Raw genomic sequence first — 16,622 nt, 5'->3', positions numbered from 1 at the left:
CCCCATGCACCTGAACAAAGTTTCCCTCGAAGCGCGGCACATCAGCCTGAGCTACGGCAGCACCGAGGTGCTGAAAGACGTGAACATCCGCATCGAACCGGGCGAGTTCTTCGCGTTGCTCGGGCCGTCGGGCTCCGGCAAGTCCACGCTGCTGCGGCTCATCGCCGGCTTCAACCAGCACCAGCGCGGTGAACTGTTGATCGACGGCAAGGACATCACCGGCACACCGCCGCACCTGCGCAATGTCGGCATGGTGTTCCAGAACTACGCGCTGTGGCCGCACATGACGGTGTGGGACAACGTGGCCTTTGGCCTGGTCGAGCGCAAGGAACCCAAGGAGTCGCTGCGCCGCAAAGTGGCGGCCGCGCTGGAACTGGTGGGCCTGTCGGATTACGCCCAGCGCCGGCCGAGCCAGCTCTCGGGCGGGCAGCAGCAGCGCGTGGCGCTGGCGCGCACCGTGGTGATCGAACCCAAGCTGCTGCTGCTCGACGAGCCGCTGTCCAACCTCGACAAGAACCTGCGTGTGCAGATGCGCGAAGAACTCAAGAACCTGCAGCGCACGCTCGGCCTCACCACCATCTTCGTCACGCACGACCAGGAAGAGGCCATGACCACCGCCGACCGCATGGCCGTGCTCGACAAGGGCGTGCTGCAGCAGGTGGGCACGGCCACCGCGTTGTTCGATTTCCCGGCCAACCGTTTTGTCGCCAGCTTCGTGGGGACCGCCAACCTGGTGGAAGGACGGGTATCGCACGTGGGTGGCGAGACCCTGCATTTCCAGGCCGATGGCCTGGGCCAGATGGTGTTGCCGCGCACGCAGGAGAGTCCGGGCACCGGCCCCGCCTCGCTCTCGTTCCGCCCGCACACCGTCACCATCCGCGTGCGCGACGAACACGGCGATGCCTCGCGCATCTGGCTCGATGGCCGTGTGGAAAGCTCGGAGTTTCTCGGTGAAACCTCGCGCTACCGCGTGCGTGTGGGCGAGACGCTGATCGTCGCCAACCAGTACCACTACTCGGGCCTGTCGCTGTTCCCACCCGGGGCCGAGGTGCGCCTGGGGATCGAGCCGACACAGGCGCGTTTCCTCACGCACTGACGCACGGCCGACATGGAGATCTACCAGCTGCGTGCGTTCGTCACGGTCGCCAAGATCGGCCAGCTCACCCGAGCGGCGGAGGCCCTGCACGTCACGCAACCGGCGGTGACCGGCCAGATCAAGGCGCTGGAGGAGGAGCTGGGGGTGTCGCTGTTCGATCGGCGGCCCGGGCGCATCGCGCTCACGCGCGCCGGCGAGCGGCTGCTGCCCGAGGCCGAGAAGGTGCTGGAGGCCGCGGGTTCGTTGATGGGGCGTGCGCGCGAGCTGCAGGGTGAGGTCTCGGGCTCATTGGTCATCGGCACGCTGGGTGACCCCGATGCCTTGCGTTTGGGATCGTTGCTCGGCGGGCTGGTGGCGGCGCTGCCGCTGCTGGAGATCAAGACGCGCTCGGGCGATGCGCTGGCCCTGCGCGAGGCGGTGGCCACGTCGACGTTGCACGCCTCGTTCTACATCGGTCCGCACATTCCGCGCGACGTGCTGGGCCTGGCGCTGCAGACCATCCACTACCGCGTGGTGGCGCCGGTGTCGTACCGGGAGCGGGTGTTGCACGCCGGTTGGCGCGAGATCGCCGACATGCCCTGGATCGGATCGCCCTACGCGAGCCACGCGCAGACCTTGCTGCGCGACCTGTTCTCGCGGCAAGGGCTCCTGCCCAACCAGGTGCTGGAGTCCGACGACGCTTCGGCGGCCCACAGCCTGGTGCGGGCGGACCTCGGCCTGGCCTTGCTGCGCGAGGACGCGGCGGTGCCCGCGTCCGAACGCGGCGAGCTGGTGATCTGGCCGCACACGCGCGTGGCGGCCTTGCTGAGCTTCATCTATCCCAAGACCGCCGAGCACGACCCGGCCATCGTCGCGGCGCTCTCGGTGCTGCGCCAGGTGTGGGGACTGCCGGCGCGCACGCTGGGTTGAACCTCAGGTCGCGCGCGTGGGAATGCATGCGACCACGATCACGCCGATCAGCGCGCCCGCGAGCAGGGCCACGAGCAGCCAGGTCTGCTCGTGAAAAATCCAGGCGGAGAAGCCCACCATCACCAGCATCGAGGTGATGGCCAGCGTTTTGGTGCGCCGGGTCAGGCTGCGGTGCGTTTCCCAGTCGCGCACCATGGGCCCGAGGAAGCGGTGGTGGATCAACCAGGCATGCAGGCGCGGCGAGGCCTTGGCGTAGCAGGCCGCGGCGAGCAGCACGAAGGGCGTGGTGGGCAAGCCGGGCAGCACCACACCGATGAGGCCCAGGATCAACGAGACCGTGCCGGCCAGCCAGAGCAGCCAGCGCACGGTGCGGGAAGAAGACGGCGTGGTGGACATCACGCCCGCATCTTAGCCAGCGGCGTGTCTCAAGGCATCGACGGCTGGCCGTCGGCACGCACCTCATACACGCCCAGCTTGCGGTGCAGCGGCGACTCATCGGCGATGAACAGGAAGGCCGGTGCGCTGCCCGAGGCGTTGGTGAGCGTGGTGGCGGTGTAGCCGGGGATGCAGCAGGTGTCGGCCGCCACCAGATCGAAACCCTGCGCCTCGGTCGCCACGTGCGCCGCGCCTTCGATCACGTGGTACACGACGGCCGGCGAGCGCGCCGGCAGGGCCAAGGTTTGCCCGGGGCGCAGCATCAGCGCGTGAAAGCCCAGCACGTTCTCCACGTCGTCGCCGGTCTCGGGGTTCACGTAGGTCACTTGCACGGCGTCGAGGTCGGGCCGGTCATGGGCCATCGCCTCCAGCGCGGCTTTCGCATCGACCCAGGGGTAGCGCAGCATCGGGTAGCGCCGGCCGCTGCGGCCGAACACCGGCGTGGGCGCCAGGCCGCCGCGCGCGTAGGCGCGATCGCCATGGCCGGGGTTCACGGCCTGCCGCGCGCCGTTGAGGTGGTAGCTCACCTCGAGGTAGTAGGCCAGCGGCAGGTCCAGCACGTCGAGCCAGATCACCGGCTCGGTGCCGTCGTGGCCGTGCTCGTGCCACAGGCCGGTGGGCGTGAGGATCAGGTCGCCGCGCGACATCGGGCACTTCTCCCCGTCCACGGTGGTCCATGCGCCCTCGCCTTCCACCACCATGCGCACCGCATTGGGCGTGTGGCGGTGGCTGGGCGCCCACTCGCCCGGCATCAGCAACTGCATGCCCAGGTACATCGCGGCACTCGCCTGCATCTTTTCCAGCGTGTGGCCCGGGTTGGCCAGCACCAGCACACGGCGCTCGGCTTTCTCGATCGGGGTGAGTTCACCGGCCTTGAGCAGCAGCGGCTTGATGGCCTGGTAAGCCCAGTGCGTGGCCTGCGTCTGGCGCGCGGGCATCGTCGGCGGCAACACACCGCGCAAACTGGGCCACAGGGGCACCAGGTTGAGCGCGCGCAACTCGGCCACGTAGTCGACGGGCAGGTCTTCGAGTCGTCCGAGGTCGTTCATGGGCATCTCTATCGGGTCGGTGCGGGGCCGGGCATGCCGATGATAGGGGCACCCATTGTTTTGGGGAGGACGTCAGCCCTGCATGTGCGCCACCACCGCTTCCAGCACCTGCGCGTCGCGCAGCAGCCGGGTGTGGCCCAGGCCGCTGGTCTCCACCAGCCGCGCGCCGGCGATCGCATCGCGGTAGGCCTCCGCGTCGGCGAAGCGGTTGATGCGGTCCTCGCGGTCGTGAACGATCAGCGTCGGCACGGCCACGCGCGGGCCCACCGCCGCGGGCTCGAACTGGCGCATCAGGATGCCTTCACGCGCCTCCACGCGCTGCTGCAGGCGGGCGCGCGTTTCCTCGCGCAGGCCGAACACCATGGCGAACAGCCGCGTGTACGCATGCGGCGAGGCCGGCGGCGCGAGCAAGGCCAGCCGGGGCACCTGCAATCCCCGCGCGGCGGCGTAGGCCAGCGCATTGGCCGCCAGCGAGTGCGCCACCACGCCACGCACCTCGTGCCCCTGTTGTTGCAGACGCGCCGTGAGGTACTCGATGGCGCGCGCGAACTGCGGCAGGTTGCTGGTGCTGCCCTGGCTGCGGCCGTGCGCGGGCAAGTCGACCAGCACCGGGCGCAGGCCCTGTTGCACCAGCGCTTGGGCCAGCGGCAGCATCTGCGCGGCATGACCGCCCCAGCCGTGCAACAGGAGCACCACCGGGCCGTGCGGGCCGGGCGGCGGTTCGTAGAGCGTGAGGCTGGCCTGCTCGAACGGCCAGGGCGTGGCCTGCCAGCTGGCGAGCGCGGGTTGGCGCCGGTGCAGCCACTTCGGCGGCAGCGGTGTGCCGAAGAGGCGCAGTGCGCCGCGCACGGCCAACGCCGGCCAGACGCGCTCGGACAGGCCGAGCGCCCAGCGCAGCCAGCGGGTGCCGGGGGTGGATTGGTAGTAGGCGGAAGCGGTCTGCAAGGGGGTGGTGCTCATGAGGTTCTCCTGAATTCGCACGATTGTGCGAAATATGGCTAAAAAAAGAGATGTCAGGACGGACTGGTGTTTTCGTAGGTCTTGACCAGGCGGTTCCAGGTGGCCTGGGCGCGTTCGGCCGCCCGTGGGTCGCGCAGGAAACGCACGTCGTGCACCAGCCCGATCGTCAGGCCGCAGATCTCGCCCACCAGTTGCTCGGGGTCGGTGTCGGGCAGCAGGTGGCCGGCCTCGATCGCCTGCTGCACGGTGCGCCGTAGCGCCGCGCGCCAGCGTGTCACTTCACCCAGCAACAGGTCGCGCAGCTCGCCCTCGCGGTCGTCCAGCTCGAACGCGCCCGAGGTATAGAGGCAGCCGGTATGCACCTCCACGTCGCGCAGGCGGATGAGCCAGCGCCGCACGATTTCGCTCAGCCGGGGCAGGCCCTTGGGCGCCTGCATGGCCGGCACGAACACATCGGCCAGGAAACGGCGGCCGAATTCCTCGATCACCGCCTTCTGCAAGGCCTCGCGCGAGCCGACGCGCGAGAACACCCCGCTCTTGGATACACCGATGCGGTCGGCCACCGCCTGCAGCGTGATGGCCTCCAGCCCGTCGGACGCGGCCAGGTCCAGCGCCGCGCCCACGATGGCGGCGCGCGTCATTTCACTTTTCTGGGTTCGGGCGTCCATGGGCTGCATTTTGGCACGATCGTGCGAAATTGCAAGTGACCGGTCGGGCTGGCTATCATCGCGGCGTTCCGCACTCCCACAGGTTGTGTCTCGCATGGAAACCTCCGCGCCGCCCTTGCTGTCGCCCGAACTGCTGGCCTTGATGGGCAGTGGCATGTCGGTCATCGTCAGCAGTTGCGATGCCGATCTTGTGCCCAGCGTCATGCGCGCGGTCGGCTGCCGGCTCGAAGCGCAAGGCCACCACATCACCGTGTATGTCTGCCGCAGCCAGTCGGCGCAATTGCTGCGCGATGTGGCGCGCAGCGGGCGCCTGGCCGCCGTGTTCAGCCAGCCCAGCAGCCACAAGACGGTGCAACTCAAGACCCGCCGCGCCCGCGTGCGCGAGGCCCGCGAGGACGAGGCGCCGGTGCTGCAACGCTACCTGCTCGGCATGGAGCGCGAACTGACCCTGATCGGCTTCGGCCCGGTGTATGCGCGCGCCATGCTCGCCCACCGCATGGACGACGTGGTGGCGATCGAGTTCGAGCCCGACCAGGCCTTCGACCAGACGCCGGGTCCCAAGGCGGGCCGCCCTATCCAAGGGTCCGCATGACCGGCGCGCAGCTCGACGAAGTGCGGCCCTGCCTGGAGGGCGTGATTCCCGCCATGATGGCCACCTGCGCGAGCGACGGCACGCCCAACGTCGCCTACCTCTCGCAGGTTTACTACGTGGACACGCAGCACGTGGCGCTGTCGTTCCAGTTCTTCAACAAGACACGCCAGAACCTGCTGGCCAACCCGCGCTCCACGCTGCTGGTGCTCAACCCGGTCAACGCGGTGTTCTACCGGCTGCACCTGCGTTACCTGCGCACCGAAACCGAGGGCCCGGTGTTCGAGAGCATGAAGGCGCAGCTGGCCGGCATTGCCTCGCACACCGGCATGGCCGATGTGTTTCGCCTGCTGGGCTCCGACATCCACGAGGTGATCGAGGTCGAGCGCGTGGCGCAGACACCGTTGAGCGAGCCCTTGCCCACGCCCCCGCCGCGGCCCCATCCGCTGGCCGTGTTGCGCCGCGCCAGCGTGCGGCTGTCGGCGGCGTGCAGCCTGGGTGCCTTGCTCGACGCCACGCTGGACACCCTGGAGCAGGAACTCGCGATGCGCCACGCGATGGTGTTGATCCTCGACCCCACCACGCAGCGCCTCTACACCGTGGCCAGCCGCGGCTACGCCACCTCTGGCGTGGGTTCCGAGATCGCCCTGGGCGATGGCGTGATCGGCGTGGCCGCGCGCGAGCGCACCCCGGTGCGCATCGTGCACATGGCCAGCGCCTACCTGTACAGCCGCGCCATGCGCGACAGCCTGGTGAGCGCAGGCAGCGGGCCGGCCGGCACGGACATTCCCTACCCCGGCTTGCCCGAGCCGCGCAGCCAGATGGCCGTGCCGCTGCTGTCGGCGGACCGCGTCATCGGTGTGCTCTTCGTCGAAGGCAGCCAGGACCTGCAGTTCGGCTATGAGGACGAGGACATGCTGGTGGCGCTCGGCGGGCAACTCGGCGCGGCGATCGACCTGATGCAGGAAGCCGAAGGTGCCTGCGATGAAGTTCCCGTGCCGGCGAGCACCAACGCCGCGCCCGCGACGTCGGGCGGACCACCGCTGCACGTGCGCCACTACCGCAGCAACCACAGCGTCTTCGTCAACCACACCTACCTGATCAAGGGCGTGGCCGGCGCGATTCTGTGGAAGCTGCTGCAGGACCGGGAGCGCAATGGTCGTCACGAGTTCACCAACCGCGAACTGCGCCTGGACGCATCCTTGCGCCTGCCCGACGTGGCCGACAACCTGGAGGCGCGCCTGTGGCTGCTGCACCGGCGCCTGGCCGAGCAGTGCCCGCAGTTGCGCATCCAGAAAACCGGCCGTGGTTGCTTCCGCTTCGAAGCACTGGGCGCGGTGCAGCTCGAAGAAGTGGCCGCTTAAGCGGCCATCAACGCTGGCACGGCCGGCAGCGCCAGACCACGCGCCAGTTGTGCCCAGTCGCTTTGCGGCAGCAGCCCGCGCGCGGCGTCCAGCGTGCCTTCGAACACCGGTGCCGGTGCGCTGGCGCGCATGCCCAGAAACACGCCCAGGCGCTCGGGGGCATTGAGGTTCGGCAGCATCCAGCGCATCACCAGCACCATCTCCGCCGGCGGCACCGAGGCCACCAGGGCGTCGTGAAGGGCGAGCAGTTCGGCGTCGCTGTGGGTGGCCCAGAGGGCGGGGTTGTGCACCGTCTCTTCGACATGCATGTGCTGAAAGTTGTCGGCCACGAACAGACCCAGGCCCAGGTACAGCGCGTAGAGCGTCGCCTCGGTGTCGCTCGCATCGCCGTGCGTCAGCGCTTGCGCCACGCTGCGCAAGTGGGCGATGTGGTGTTCGTGGTCCACGTGTTCGCTCGCGATGCGGTCCGCCACGCCGGGGCAGCGCGCGTCCAGCGCGGGGTGCACAAAACCGTTTTCGTGTTCGATGTGGCCGGCGCAGAAGTCCAGCAACGCCAGCGTCTGCGCAGCGGTGGCCGCGACCTGCTGCGGATTCGCCGGGTCGGTGCGCCCGACCAGCGTCAGGGTATCGACCATGAAGGCGCGCAAGGCCTTGTGGATGCCGGCGTACAGGTTGAAGCGGTCTTGGCCGGTGCGGGCGGTGGCGACCACCTGGGCCATCTCGAGAAGCGGGGATTGCATGTGGGTTCCTTGTGCGGGTCAGGCCCGCTGTTCGGGGTGTGACCGTGTCGCCCCATGCGCCACGAATCATGGAAGGCAGTCTAGGAATGCCCGCCGCCGCGCGCCGCTAAATAGCGCTTAAAGGAACCCTAAAAAAACCTTAAGCGAAAGAAAACCGGTGCGTTCAATCGGTGCCGCGCACGCGACCGCGCAATTGTTTGACGGTGGAGCGCGTGGCCTTGCCTTCGAGCCGGCGTTGTTTCGAGCCGTAGGTGGGCTTGGTCGCCTTGCGCGCCTTGGGCACGGTGGCCACGCTGTCGACCAGGGCCTGCAGCCGCTCGATCGCCTCGGCCTTGTTCTGCTCCAGGCTGCGGCTGGTCTGCGCCTTGATCACCACCACGCCTTCGGTGGTGATGCGCTGGTCGCTCAGCGCGAGCAGGCGTTCCTTCACGGCGTCGGGCAGCGAAGACGCGTGCACGGCGAAGCGCAGGTGCACCGCGTTGGAGACCTTGTTGACGTTTTGCCCGCCCGCGCCCTGGGCGCGGATGGCGGTGAATTCCACCTCGGCGGGATCGATGGTGATCGGCATCGGCGCAGTGTGCCACGCGGTCTGCGCCCGCCTTCAGCCCGAAGGCAAGATGGCGTGTCCGTCGTCGGTTTCGTCCTTGAGCCCCACGCCGCTGAGCTGGTGTTGCCGCGCTTGGGTGAGCAGCGCGTGCAGCCGCGCGGCGGCGCGCGCGGGTGGCAGGCCGGTGTCGCGCACGTTGGAGATGCAGTTGCGCTGGGCATCGCTGCAGCCCACGCGGGGCGCCCAGGTGAAGTAGATGCCCAGGCTGTCGGGCGAACTGAGGCCGGGGCGCTCACCGATCAGCACGACGACGGTGCGCGCCCGCAACAGCTCGCCCACTTCGTCGCCGATGGCCACACGGCCTTGCTCGATCAGCGCCACCGGCGCGGTGGTCCAGCGCTGCGTTGGATCGCTCCGCAGGCGCTGGATCAGCTCGGCCATCAGCGGCGCGGCATGGCGCATCACCGCGAGTGAGGAGAGGCCGTCGGCGATCACAAAGGCGAGATCGAAGGTGTCGGCGTGTTCGGCGCGCCAGCGTGCAAGCACGTCGCGCGAGGTGGCGTCCAGCTGGCGGCCGAGGTCGGGGCGCTGCAGATAGGCCGCGCGGTCCGGTGCGGCGCTGTGCAGGTGCAGGGGCCGCAGGTCCAGCGCTTGCAGTGCCTTGCTCAGGTCGGTCGGGTCGAAGGCGAGGTGCACGGCATCGCGCGCCTGCGCGTGGGCGAGCTGAAAGGCCAGGTGCACGGCGGTGGGCTGGCTGTGGCCTGCGCGGCCCAGCGCAATGCGCGCTTCGGTGAAGCGTTTGAGGCCATCCCACGCGGCGGGAATCACGGTCGGGTTCATGGCGCGGTGAGCCGTGCGATGGCGGGCGCGAACGCGGCGGGCAGGGCATTTTCCAGGCGAAGCGTCTCGCCGGGCCCGGTCACGCCCATGCGCTGCAGCCAGGCCGCGAACTCGGGGGCGGGTTGCAGGCCGAGCAGTTGCCGCATGGCCAGCGCGTCGTGGAACGAGGTGCTCTGGTAGTTGAGCATGATGTCGTCCGCGCCCGGCACGCCCATGATGAAGTTGACGCCCGCCGCGCAGAGCAGCGTGAGCAGCGCGTCCATGTCGTCGACATCGGCCTCGGCGTGGTTGGTGAAGCACACATCGCAGCCCATGGGCAGGCCCAGCAGCTTGCCGCAGAAGTGGTCTTCCAGGCCGGCGCGCAGGATCTGCTTGCCGTTGTAGAGGTATTCGGGTCCGATGAAGCCCACCACGCTGTTGACCAGCAGCGGCTGGAAATGCCGCGCCACGGCGTAGGCGCGTGCCTCCAGGGTCTGTTGATCGCAACCGTGGTGCGCACCGGCCGAGAGCGCGCTGCCCTGGCCGGTCTCGAAATACATCACGTGCTGGCCGCGCTGACCGTCGTCATCGAACAGCGCACCGCGCTGCAGCGACAGCGCCGCCGCGCGCGCCTCGGCCAGCAGCGCGAGATGAATGCCGAAGCTGCGGTTGGCGGCTTCGGTGCCGGCGATGGACTGGAACACCAGGTCCACCGGCGCGCCTCGCCCGATTGCCTTCAGCGTGTTCGTTATATGCGTGAGCACGCAGCTTTGCGTGGGCATGTCATACCGCGTGATGAGTTCGTCCAGCATGGTCAGCAGGCGCACCACTTGCGGCACGTTGTCGGTGGCGGGGTTGATGCCGATCACCGCATCACCACTGCCGTGCAGCAGACCATCGAGCAGGCTGGCCGCGATGCCGGCGAGGTCGTCGGTGGGGTGGTTGGGTTGCAACCGCGTGGCGAGCCGCCCGGACAGGCCTAGCGTGCCGCGAAAGCGCGTGACCACCTGGCACTTGCGCGCGATCAGGGCGAGGTCTTGCACACGGCAGAGCTTGCTCACCGCCGCGACCATCTCGGGCGTGAGACCGGGCGCGAGCGCGGTGAGCGCGGCGGTGTCGGCGTCGTCGCCGAGCAGCCAGTTGCGGAAATCGCCCACGGTGAGGTGCGCCACCGGCGCAAAGGCGGACGCCTCGTGCGTGTCCACGATCAGGCGTGTGACCTCGTCGTTTTCGTAGGGCACCACCGCCTCGTGCAGGAAGTGCGACAGCGGCAGGTCGGCCAGCGCCATCTGCGCGGCCACGCGTTCCCGGCTGCTGGCCGCCGCCACACCGGCGAGTTGATCGCCCGAGCGCAGCGGCGTGGCGCGCGCCATCAGCGTGCGCAGGTCGTCGAACCGGTAGGTCTGTGCGCCGACACTGTGCTGGAAGCCCATGCCGTGCACTGTACGGCCAAGCGTGCGCGCAGTCACCCCATGCCCCACGGGTGGATGGCCCCGCTGGGATAATCGCCCGATGGCAAGCAAACAGCGCGTGGTGGTGGGGTTGAGCGGGGGCGTGGACTCCGCGGTGAGTGCGCACCTGCTCAGACAGCAGGGGCACGAGGTCATCGGCATTTTCATGAAGAACTGGGAAGACGACGACGACAGCGAATACTGCTCGACGCGCCAGGACTTCCTGGACGCCGCCAGCGTGGCCGACGTGCTGGGCATCGACATCGAACACGTCAACTTTGCCGCCGAATACAAGGACCGCGTGTTCGCCGAGTTCCTGCGCGAGTACCAGGCCGGGCGCACGCCCAACCCCGACATCCTCTGCAACGCCGAGATCAAGTTCAAGGCCTTCCTCGACCACGCCATGCGCCTGGGCGCCGAGAAGATCGCCACGGGCCACTACGCCCGCGTGCGCGAGCGCCAGGGTGCGTTCGAGTTGCTCAAGGGCAAGGATCCGCTGAAAGACCAGAGCTACTTCCTGCACCGGCTCAACCAGGCGCAACTGAGCAAGACCTTGTTCCCGGTGGGCGAGCTGCCCAAGACCGAGGTGCGCCGCATCGCCGCCGAGATCGGCTTGCCGAATGCGAAGAAGAAGGACAGCACCGGCATCTGCTTCATCGGCGAACGGCCGTTCCGCGATTTCCTCAACCGCTACATCGCCAAAGAACCGGGTCCGATCAAGGACGCCAAGGGCCGTGTGCTGGGCCAGCACGTGGGCCTGAGCTTCTACACGCTGGGGCAACGCCAGGGCCTGGGCATTGGCGGCGTGCGCGAGAAAGGTGCACAAAAAGGCGGCAACGACCACGCACCCTGGTTCGTCGCGCGCAAGGACATCGAGAAGAACACGCTGTGGGTGGTGCAGGGCCACGACCACCCGTGGCTGCTCACGCCGAAGCTGCGCGCGCAGGACGCGAGCTGGGTGTCGGGCCACGCGCCCGCGCCCGGTGACATCGCGGCCAAGACGCGTTACCGTCAGGCCGATGCGCGCTGCCATGTGCAGGCCAACGGCGATGCGGGTTTTGCGCTCGATTTCATCGAACCGCAGTGGGCTGTGACGCCCGGGCAGAGCGCGGTGCTGTACGACGGCGAGGTGTGCCTGGGCGGTGGCGTGATCACCACCGACGCTGCCACCGTGTGAACAGGCCCTAGACGAACTCCAGATCGCCGTCCGCTGAGCGCTGCACCGCGTGGCGGGCGGTGCGCAGGGGATGGGCCAGCAGTTCGCGGTGCCTGGCCAACGCGGCCTGGATCATCCGGTGTGCCTGGTCGTGGACCAGCGGCTTGCTCAGGAAACGGAATATCTGAGCCTCGTTGATCAGGCGGATGACGGTCGCGCAGTCGCGCTCGGCGCTCATGGCGATCGACACCGCGTGGGGCTGGCTGCGCTTGGCTCTGCGGATCAGGTCGAGCGTGGAGATCTCGCCGACCTGCGTCTCGACCAGCAGCACGGTCACGGCGTGGCGCGCGATCAAGGCGTTGGCCTCGTCGATGTTTCGTGCCCAGTGCATGGGCGCTTGAGTGCCCAGGCTTTCCCGAATCTGCTGCTCGATGGCCGGGTCCGGATCCAGCAACAGCACAACCTCGTCACGGCGCTGCTGAAACGGGCTGTCATCGTCTTGTTCGACAGAGGGTTCCGCTCCCCGCAGCGGCACACTGCGCGCCACCGCGGCGGCGTATTCGACCGTGTGCAGCAACGGCTGGTCGTCCCACGGCTTGGACATGAAGCGGAAGACCTCGCTGGCATTGACCGCGTCCAGGACCGCCTGGAAATCTGGCGGGCCGCAGAGCATCAGGCGCATGGTGTTGGGCGATTCGATGCGGGCCCACTGCAGGAACTCGGTGCCCAGCATCCCCGGCATGCGTTGATCGCTGATGACGACCTCGAAGTCATCGCTGCGCAAGCGCACGCGCCCTTCGCGTGCATCGGTGGTGCAAGAGACGTCGAACTGGCCTTCCAGCAGCCACTGGAGCATGCGAAGCACAACGGGCTCGTCGTCCACGCACAGCACGCGTGGCTTTCTAGTGCTGTTCGTCTTCATTTGTTGGCCGCCCGAAGTGGGAGATACACCTTGAACCGGGAGCCCACGCCCACCACGGTGTCCACCACGATCTGGCCGCCATGGTCGGCCACGATGCTCTTGGCAATCGTCAGACCCAGTCCTGCCCCTTCGCCCGGCGGTTGGGTGGTGAAGTAGGGGTCGAAAATGTGAGGCAGGGTGTGGTTGGGGATGCCGCTACCGGTGTCCACGACGCACACAACGATGTGTTCGCGGTCGCAACGGGTGGACACGGTGACCGTTCCCGAACCCCGGATGGCCTGTGCGGCATTGACGATCAGGTTCAGGAAGGCCTGGTTGAGCTGGGAGCCATTGCACTCCAGCGCGGGCAGGTCTTCAAATGCCTCGACCAGCCGGACCTTGCCGGGGATCACCGACTTCGCGATGTACATCGCGGTGGCGAGCGTGTGGTTGAGATGGACCGAGGCGGTTTTGGCCTTGTCCAGCCGGGTGAAGCTGTGCAGGTGGTTGACCAGCTCGCTCATCTGGTCCATGCCGATGAGCACATCGCCCAGCATCTCCCTGGCCGTTTGCAGCTCGTCGGGAATCTTGTCGATGGCCGAGATGAGCTGCAGGTCATGGAGGTCGTGCGGTACCGTTGCATCCTGATCGCCAGCGACTTCTCTTTTGAACCTGTATGCGCTGCGTTCGATCGGGTCCGCCATGTTGTCGAGCGACCGAATGGCCGTGAACACATTGCTTTTGGAGAAAGCCAGAGGCGTTTTGAGCTGGTGGGCCACGCTGACAACCATTTGACCCAACGTGGCCAGCTTCTCGGTCTGGACCAGGCGTTGCTGGTGGGCCTGGCTCTCGCGTGCCTGCTGGTGGATCACGTCCTGAGAACGTCGAACGATCGCGAGCAGCAGCACATACAGCATGGCCAGCAGCGACGCGACGACCACGAACTGAATGCGCCCGCTGCGTTCGACCTGTTCCTGGGCGTCGTGCGCCTGTCGCGTGGCGCGCTGCAGGTTGTCGTCGGTGGCGTTCTGGAACACCTGGGACGCCGCCCGGATCTGCCGCATCAACACCGTGGCATCGGCGTGCACCTCGAACACGCCCACGACGCGGTCGGTTCCGGGCTTCGCCATCGGCAGATGGCTGATGATGAACTCTCGGGTGTCCTCCGCAACGGACGAGATGCGCAACGCGTCGCGCACAGGCAACTCGCTGACGGCCTTGCCATGGCGCGCAGCGCCAATCCAGCCGGCACTGGTCGATGTGTCGCTCCCGATCTGCGCAAGCTCGGTCGAGTAGATGGTGATGCCGCGCAGGTCGTGCACCTTGACCCTGAAGACCGAGCTGCCTCGCATGGCCGCGCGCACCTCGGTGTCGAGCGCCACCAGTGACGGCAGGGCGCGGATCGCGTTCCCCTGCATTGCAAGACAGGCTGGTTGGGCGTCGACGCTCAGTGCGCGGCACCGGTCGATGTCAATACCTTGGGCCTGTGCCAGGAAGGGCTCGAAGTGGCTTGTCCACAGCGCATGGACGAGCAGGCGCATCAGGTTGACATGGGCGCTCTCCTGGCTGTTCAACAGGTTTCGGCGCGCCACTTCTTCCACGCGTGAAATCGCCTGAATCTGTGTTTCCCGGGTCAGTCGAATTTCCTCGGTTTGTGCCGATTCAAAAAAATTCGATTGACGCGAATGGAAATAAATCAGGGTGACGGCAATAACACCCATGATGGCGAAGCTGCCAATGGAGAAATGTTCCGTCAATTTGAATCGAGATAGCACCGCAAATCCTTCGGTTTCATGAAATCCATTGCGGGATGAATATGGGAACGGAATCCTGTAAATTGAATTCGCAAAAGGACTTTTCGACCCGGTATATCCCTGGCTCAACGGCCGATAGTAGGTTTGAGGAATGCGATAAAACATACCTCGTAAGTACTATTTTTTGGGGCATTGGCGGCCAAAAGCTGCGCGATAGGCGAGGTTTCACGGCGGATATGCCATCGCGATGCGGTCGGGGGTATCGACCGGCGTTGAGGTTCGGAAAATACTGCGCCGGTGGTATGGCTGTGTGATGGTGTGCTTTGAACAATGGCGATTTCGCGGCGGTCAGCCCTAACCAGGGTTGGCTTCGGTTGACCGGCGTGCGGTCACCGGGATTTGCTGTCGCAATCCGGAGGGGAGTGCCATGCTCATGCGCAGACAGGTGTCATCGAATTGGCTGGCAGCGCTCATGGCGAGGCTGCGCCGCGGTGCCCGTTCAGGGCGTGGCGCAACGGCCGTGACCTTGAGTGGGCCACCCCAATGGCCGTCGGCAGAAACCCGCCATCTCGCGCCCGAACGCGCACGTTTGTTGCTGGCCGTCAGCGAGTACCTGCGCCAGCCCTTTTATGCCTTGAGCCTGGCCAGTGAAGGCGTGCTGCGCAACCTCGAACAAGCGCCGGGGTCGGCGGCCTTGCCCCAGATGCGGGCGTCATTGAGCTCTCTGGATGATCGGATCGACGCGCTGGGGCTCATCGCCAGCCTGGACTCGGGCTCGCTCCATCCCGAGAGGGTCGATTTCTCCGTGCAGCCCTTGCTGGACCGCCTGGATGTCGCGTTCGGCCATGTGGCGATCGGCAAGGGTCTGCGTTGGGACGTGACGCCTTCGCTCGCGAGGGTGCGCAGCAACCCGGTGCTGCTGGAACGCATGCTGGCCAATCTGGTGGACAACGCTATCCGCTTCACCACCACCGGCGGGGTCGTGGTGTCCAGCCGACTCAGCGGTTCGTTTCTGTTGCTGCAGGTCTGGGACACGGGACTGGGCATCGATCCCCTGTATCACGGGCGCATCTTTGAGGCGTTCTTTCGCGATGCGCCCGATGGCGACCGCGGTGCGGGCCTGGGGCTGCCGATCGTGCAGAGCGGAGCGCGGGTCCTGGGCATCGACGTCTCCCTGCGTTCCGTCCCCGGTCGTGGCTCGTGCTTTTCAATGCGTGTGCCGATGGTGCGGGACGCCGTGGTCCGCCGCAGCCTGGCAGCCGCGGTGTTGTCACCGGTCGGGTAGGGCCGTGACCGAGGGGTCGACAAACACGGTCGACAGTGGGTGTCGCTGGCCGGCCAGATGGTCTTCCATGCAACGCAACACCAGCGGGCTGCGGTGGCGCTGCGCGCTGGCGCGGATGTCGTCCGGCGTCATCCAGAGCGTGCGCACGATGCCAACGTCCAGCGTGCGGCCCGCCACCACCTCACCCAGTTCGCCGCTGTAGGCAAAACGCAGATAGGTGATGTCTTCGTCTGGCCGAGCGCCGTTGCCTTTGCGCTGGACGCGCGAGAGGTAAACGCCCAGCAACGCCGTGGGCGTGAAGCGGTGCGTGGTCTCTTCCAGCGTTTCTCGCACCACGCCGTCGAGCAGGCTCTCGCCGGGATCCAGATGGCCGGCGGGGTTGTTCAGGCGCAAACCCTCGGCCGTGTGTTCTTCCACCAGCAAAAAACGTCCATCGCGCTCGATCACCGCGGCGACGGTGACGTTGGGTTTCCATCGGGGTTCCATGGCGGGCATTATGAGTTCCGCAAAAGCTGACAAATGGCTTTCAGCCTTTGGCTTTCAGTTAAGCTCGCCCCGATTTGCTTTTTGAAATCGAGTGAGGAGACCTTCATGCAGATAGGCGTACCCGCCGAAACCACAGCTGGCGAAACCCGTGTGGCCGTGACCCCGGAGACGGCGAAGAAATACGTGGCGCAAGGCCACACCGTGCGCGTGCAGTCGGGCGCCGGCGTGGCCGCCAGCGCGACCGACGCGGCCTACACGGCCGTCGGTGCAGAGATCACCGACGCCGCCGGCGCGCTCGGCTGCGACCTGGTGCTCAAGGTGCGCACGCCCAGCGACAGCGAGCTCGCGCAGATGAAGTCGGGCGCGACCGTGGTCGGCATGCTCAACCCCTTCGACGCTTCGGGCCTGCAGCG

The 16,622-nt window shown here is 67.2% G+C and carries 17 protein-coding genes and 1 pseudogene; 7 read left to right on the top strand and 11 right to left on the bottom strand.

Going from position 1 to position 16,622, the window contains the following annotated elements; all coding sequences use genetic code 11:
• Positions 1-10: 10 nt before the first annotated feature.
• Both FFS09_RS22095 and FFS09_RS22090 read left to right on the top strand, forming a co-directional pair.
• Positions 11-1,096 (top strand): ABC transporter ATP-binding protein, encoded by a 1,086-nt coding sequence (locus tag FFS09_RS22095; protein WP_171020137.1) that lies wholly within the window; start codon positions 11-13, stop codon positions 1,094-1,096.
• Positions 1,097-1,108: 12 nt separating this feature from the next.
• A complete protein-coding gene (locus tag FFS09_RS22090; RefSeq protein WP_137921064.1) occupies positions 1,109-2,005 on the top strand; it encodes a LysR family transcriptional regulator in 897 nt (298 codons plus the stop codon).
• Positions 2,006-2,008: 3 nt separating this feature from the next.
• Here FFS09_RS22090 and FFS09_RS22085 read toward each other — a convergent pair whose 3' ends face one another.
• The 4 genes from FFS09_RS22085 to FFS09_RS22070 all read right to left on the bottom strand — a co-directional run bounded on the left by FFS09_RS22085 (position 2,009) and on the right by FFS09_RS22070 (position 5,117).
• Positions 2,009-2,401 (bottom strand): YbaN family protein, encoded by a 393-nt coding sequence (locus FFS09_RS22085; protein ID WP_137921103.1) that lies wholly within the window; start codon positions 2,399-2,401, stop codon positions 2,009-2,011.
• A 29-nt stretch (positions 2,402-2,430) separates the two neighbouring features.
• A complete protein-coding gene (locus FFS09_RS22080) occupies positions 2,431-3,489 on the bottom strand; it encodes a cupin domain-containing protein (protein WP_137921063.1) in 1,059 nt (352 codons plus the stop codon).
• A gap of 72 nt (positions 3,490-3,561) precedes the next feature.
• Entirely contained in the window at positions 3,562-4,449 is an 888-nt protein-coding gene (locus FFS09_RS22075; RefSeq protein WP_137921062.1) for an alpha/beta fold hydrolase, read from the bottom strand.
• Between the two features lie 53 nt (positions 4,450-4,502).
• Entirely contained in the window at positions 4,503-5,117 is a 615-nt protein-coding gene (locus FFS09_RS22070) for a TetR/AcrR family transcriptional regulator (protein ID WP_137921061.1), read from the bottom strand.
• Positions 5,118-5,211: 94 nt separating this feature from the next.
• Here FFS09_RS22070 and FFS09_RS22065 point away from each other — a divergent pair, with 94 nt between their 5' ends.
• Together FFS09_RS22065 and FFS09_RS22060 are read left to right on the top strand one after the other, a co-directional pair.
• Positions 5,212-5,709, top strand: coding sequence for a hypothetical protein (locus FFS09_RS22065; protein ID WP_137921060.1), 498 nt, complete (start codon positions 5,212-5,214; stop codon positions 5,707-5,709).
• The gene (locus tag FFS09_RS22060) at positions 5,706-7,070 is read left to right on the top strand and encodes a GAF domain-containing protein (RefSeq protein ID WP_137921059.1); all 1,365 of its coding nucleotides are present in this window, start codon (positions 5,706-5,708) and stop codon (positions 7,068-7,070) included. Before FFS09_RS22065 ends, FFS09_RS22060 begins: the two co-directional genes overlap by 4 nt.
• Here FFS09_RS22060 and FFS09_RS22055 read toward each other — a convergent pair.
• From FFS09_RS22055 to FFS09_RS22040, 4 genes are all read right to left on the bottom strand, one after another.
• The gene (locus FFS09_RS22055) at positions 7,067-7,810 is read right to left on the bottom strand and encodes a hemerythrin domain-containing protein (RefSeq protein WP_137921058.1); all 744 of its coding nucleotides are present in this window, start codon (positions 7,808-7,810) and stop codon (positions 7,067-7,069) included. The two genes, FFS09_RS22060 and FFS09_RS22055, sit on opposite strands and share 4 nt — an antisense overlap.
• 163 nt (positions 7,811-7,973) lie before the next feature.
• Positions 7,974-8,378 carry an alternative ribosome rescue aminoacyl-tRNA hydrolase ArfB gene (gene arfB, locus FFS09_RS22050; RefSeq protein ID WP_137921057.1) on the bottom strand — a complete coding sequence of 135 codons (405 nt, stop codon included), beginning with the start codon at positions 8,376-8,378 and terminating at the stop codon, positions 7,974-7,976.
• A 33-nt stretch (positions 8,379-8,411) separates the two neighbouring features.
• The gene (eutC, locus tag FFS09_RS22045) at positions 8,412-9,197 is read right to left on the bottom strand and encodes an ethanolamine ammonia-lyase subunit EutC (protein WP_137921056.1); all 786 of its coding nucleotides are present in this window, start codon (positions 9,195-9,197) and stop codon (positions 8,412-8,414) included.
• Entirely contained in the window at positions 9,194-10,609 is a 1,416-nt protein-coding gene (locus FFS09_RS22040) for an ethanolamine ammonia-lyase subunit EutB (RefSeq protein ID WP_137921055.1), read from the bottom strand. The genes eutC and FFS09_RS22040 overlap by 4 nt, the downstream gene beginning before the upstream one ends.
• A 79-nt stretch (positions 10,610-10,688) precedes the next feature.
• On the opposite strand from FFS09_RS22040, the gene mnmA reads away from it, so the two are divergent.
• Positions 10,689-11,804, top strand: coding sequence for a tRNA 2-thiouridine(34) synthase MnmA (mnmA, locus tag FFS09_RS22035; RefSeq protein WP_137921054.1), 1,116 nt, complete (start codon positions 10,689-10,691; stop codon positions 11,802-11,804).
• 7 nt (positions 11,805-11,811) lie between these two features.
• Here mnmA and FFS09_RS22030 read toward each other — a convergent pair whose 3' ends face one another.
• Positions 11,812-12,705: a response regulator gene (locus tag FFS09_RS22030; RefSeq protein ID WP_137921053.1), complete on the bottom strand. Its 894-nt coding sequence runs from the start codon at positions 12,703-12,705 to the stop codon at positions 11,812-11,814.
• Positions 12,702-14,285, bottom strand: coding sequence for a sensor histidine kinase (locus FFS09_RS22025; RefSeq protein WP_171020134.1), 1,584 nt, complete (start codon positions 14,283-14,285; stop codon positions 12,702-12,704). Before FFS09_RS22025 ends, FFS09_RS22030 begins: the two co-directional genes overlap by 4 nt.
• 580 nt (positions 14,286-14,865) lie before the next feature.
• Here FFS09_RS22025 and FFS09_RS22020 point away from each other — a divergent pair.
• A complete protein-coding gene (locus tag FFS09_RS22020) occupies positions 14,866-15,723 on the top strand; it encodes a sensor histidine kinase (protein ID WP_137921051.1) in 858 nt (285 codons plus the stop codon).
• On the opposite strand, the gene FFS09_RS22015 is transcribed toward FFS09_RS22020, so the two are convergent.
• Positions 15,709-16,209 (bottom strand): NUDIX hydrolase, encoded by a 501-nt coding sequence (locus FFS09_RS22015; RefSeq protein WP_137921050.1) that lies wholly within the window; start codon positions 16,207-16,209, stop codon positions 15,709-15,711. The two genes, FFS09_RS22020 and FFS09_RS22015, sit on opposite strands and share 15 nt — an antisense overlap.
• Positions 16,210-16,314: 105 nt before the next feature.
• Between FFS09_RS22015 and FFS09_RS22010 the strand changes: the two are divergent.
• Positions 16,315-16,622 (top strand): annotated as a pseudogene (locus FFS09_RS22010) (NAD(P)(+) transhydrogenase (Re/Si-specific) subunit alpha); the annotation flags it as partial.

The organism is Hydrogenophaga sp. 2FB (assembly GCF_005503365.1).
Taxonomy (GTDB): Bacteria; Pseudomonadota; Gammaproteobacteria; order Burkholderiales; family Burkholderiaceae_C; genus Hydrogenophaga.
This window is presented reverse-complemented; position numbering and strand designations above follow the sequence as displayed.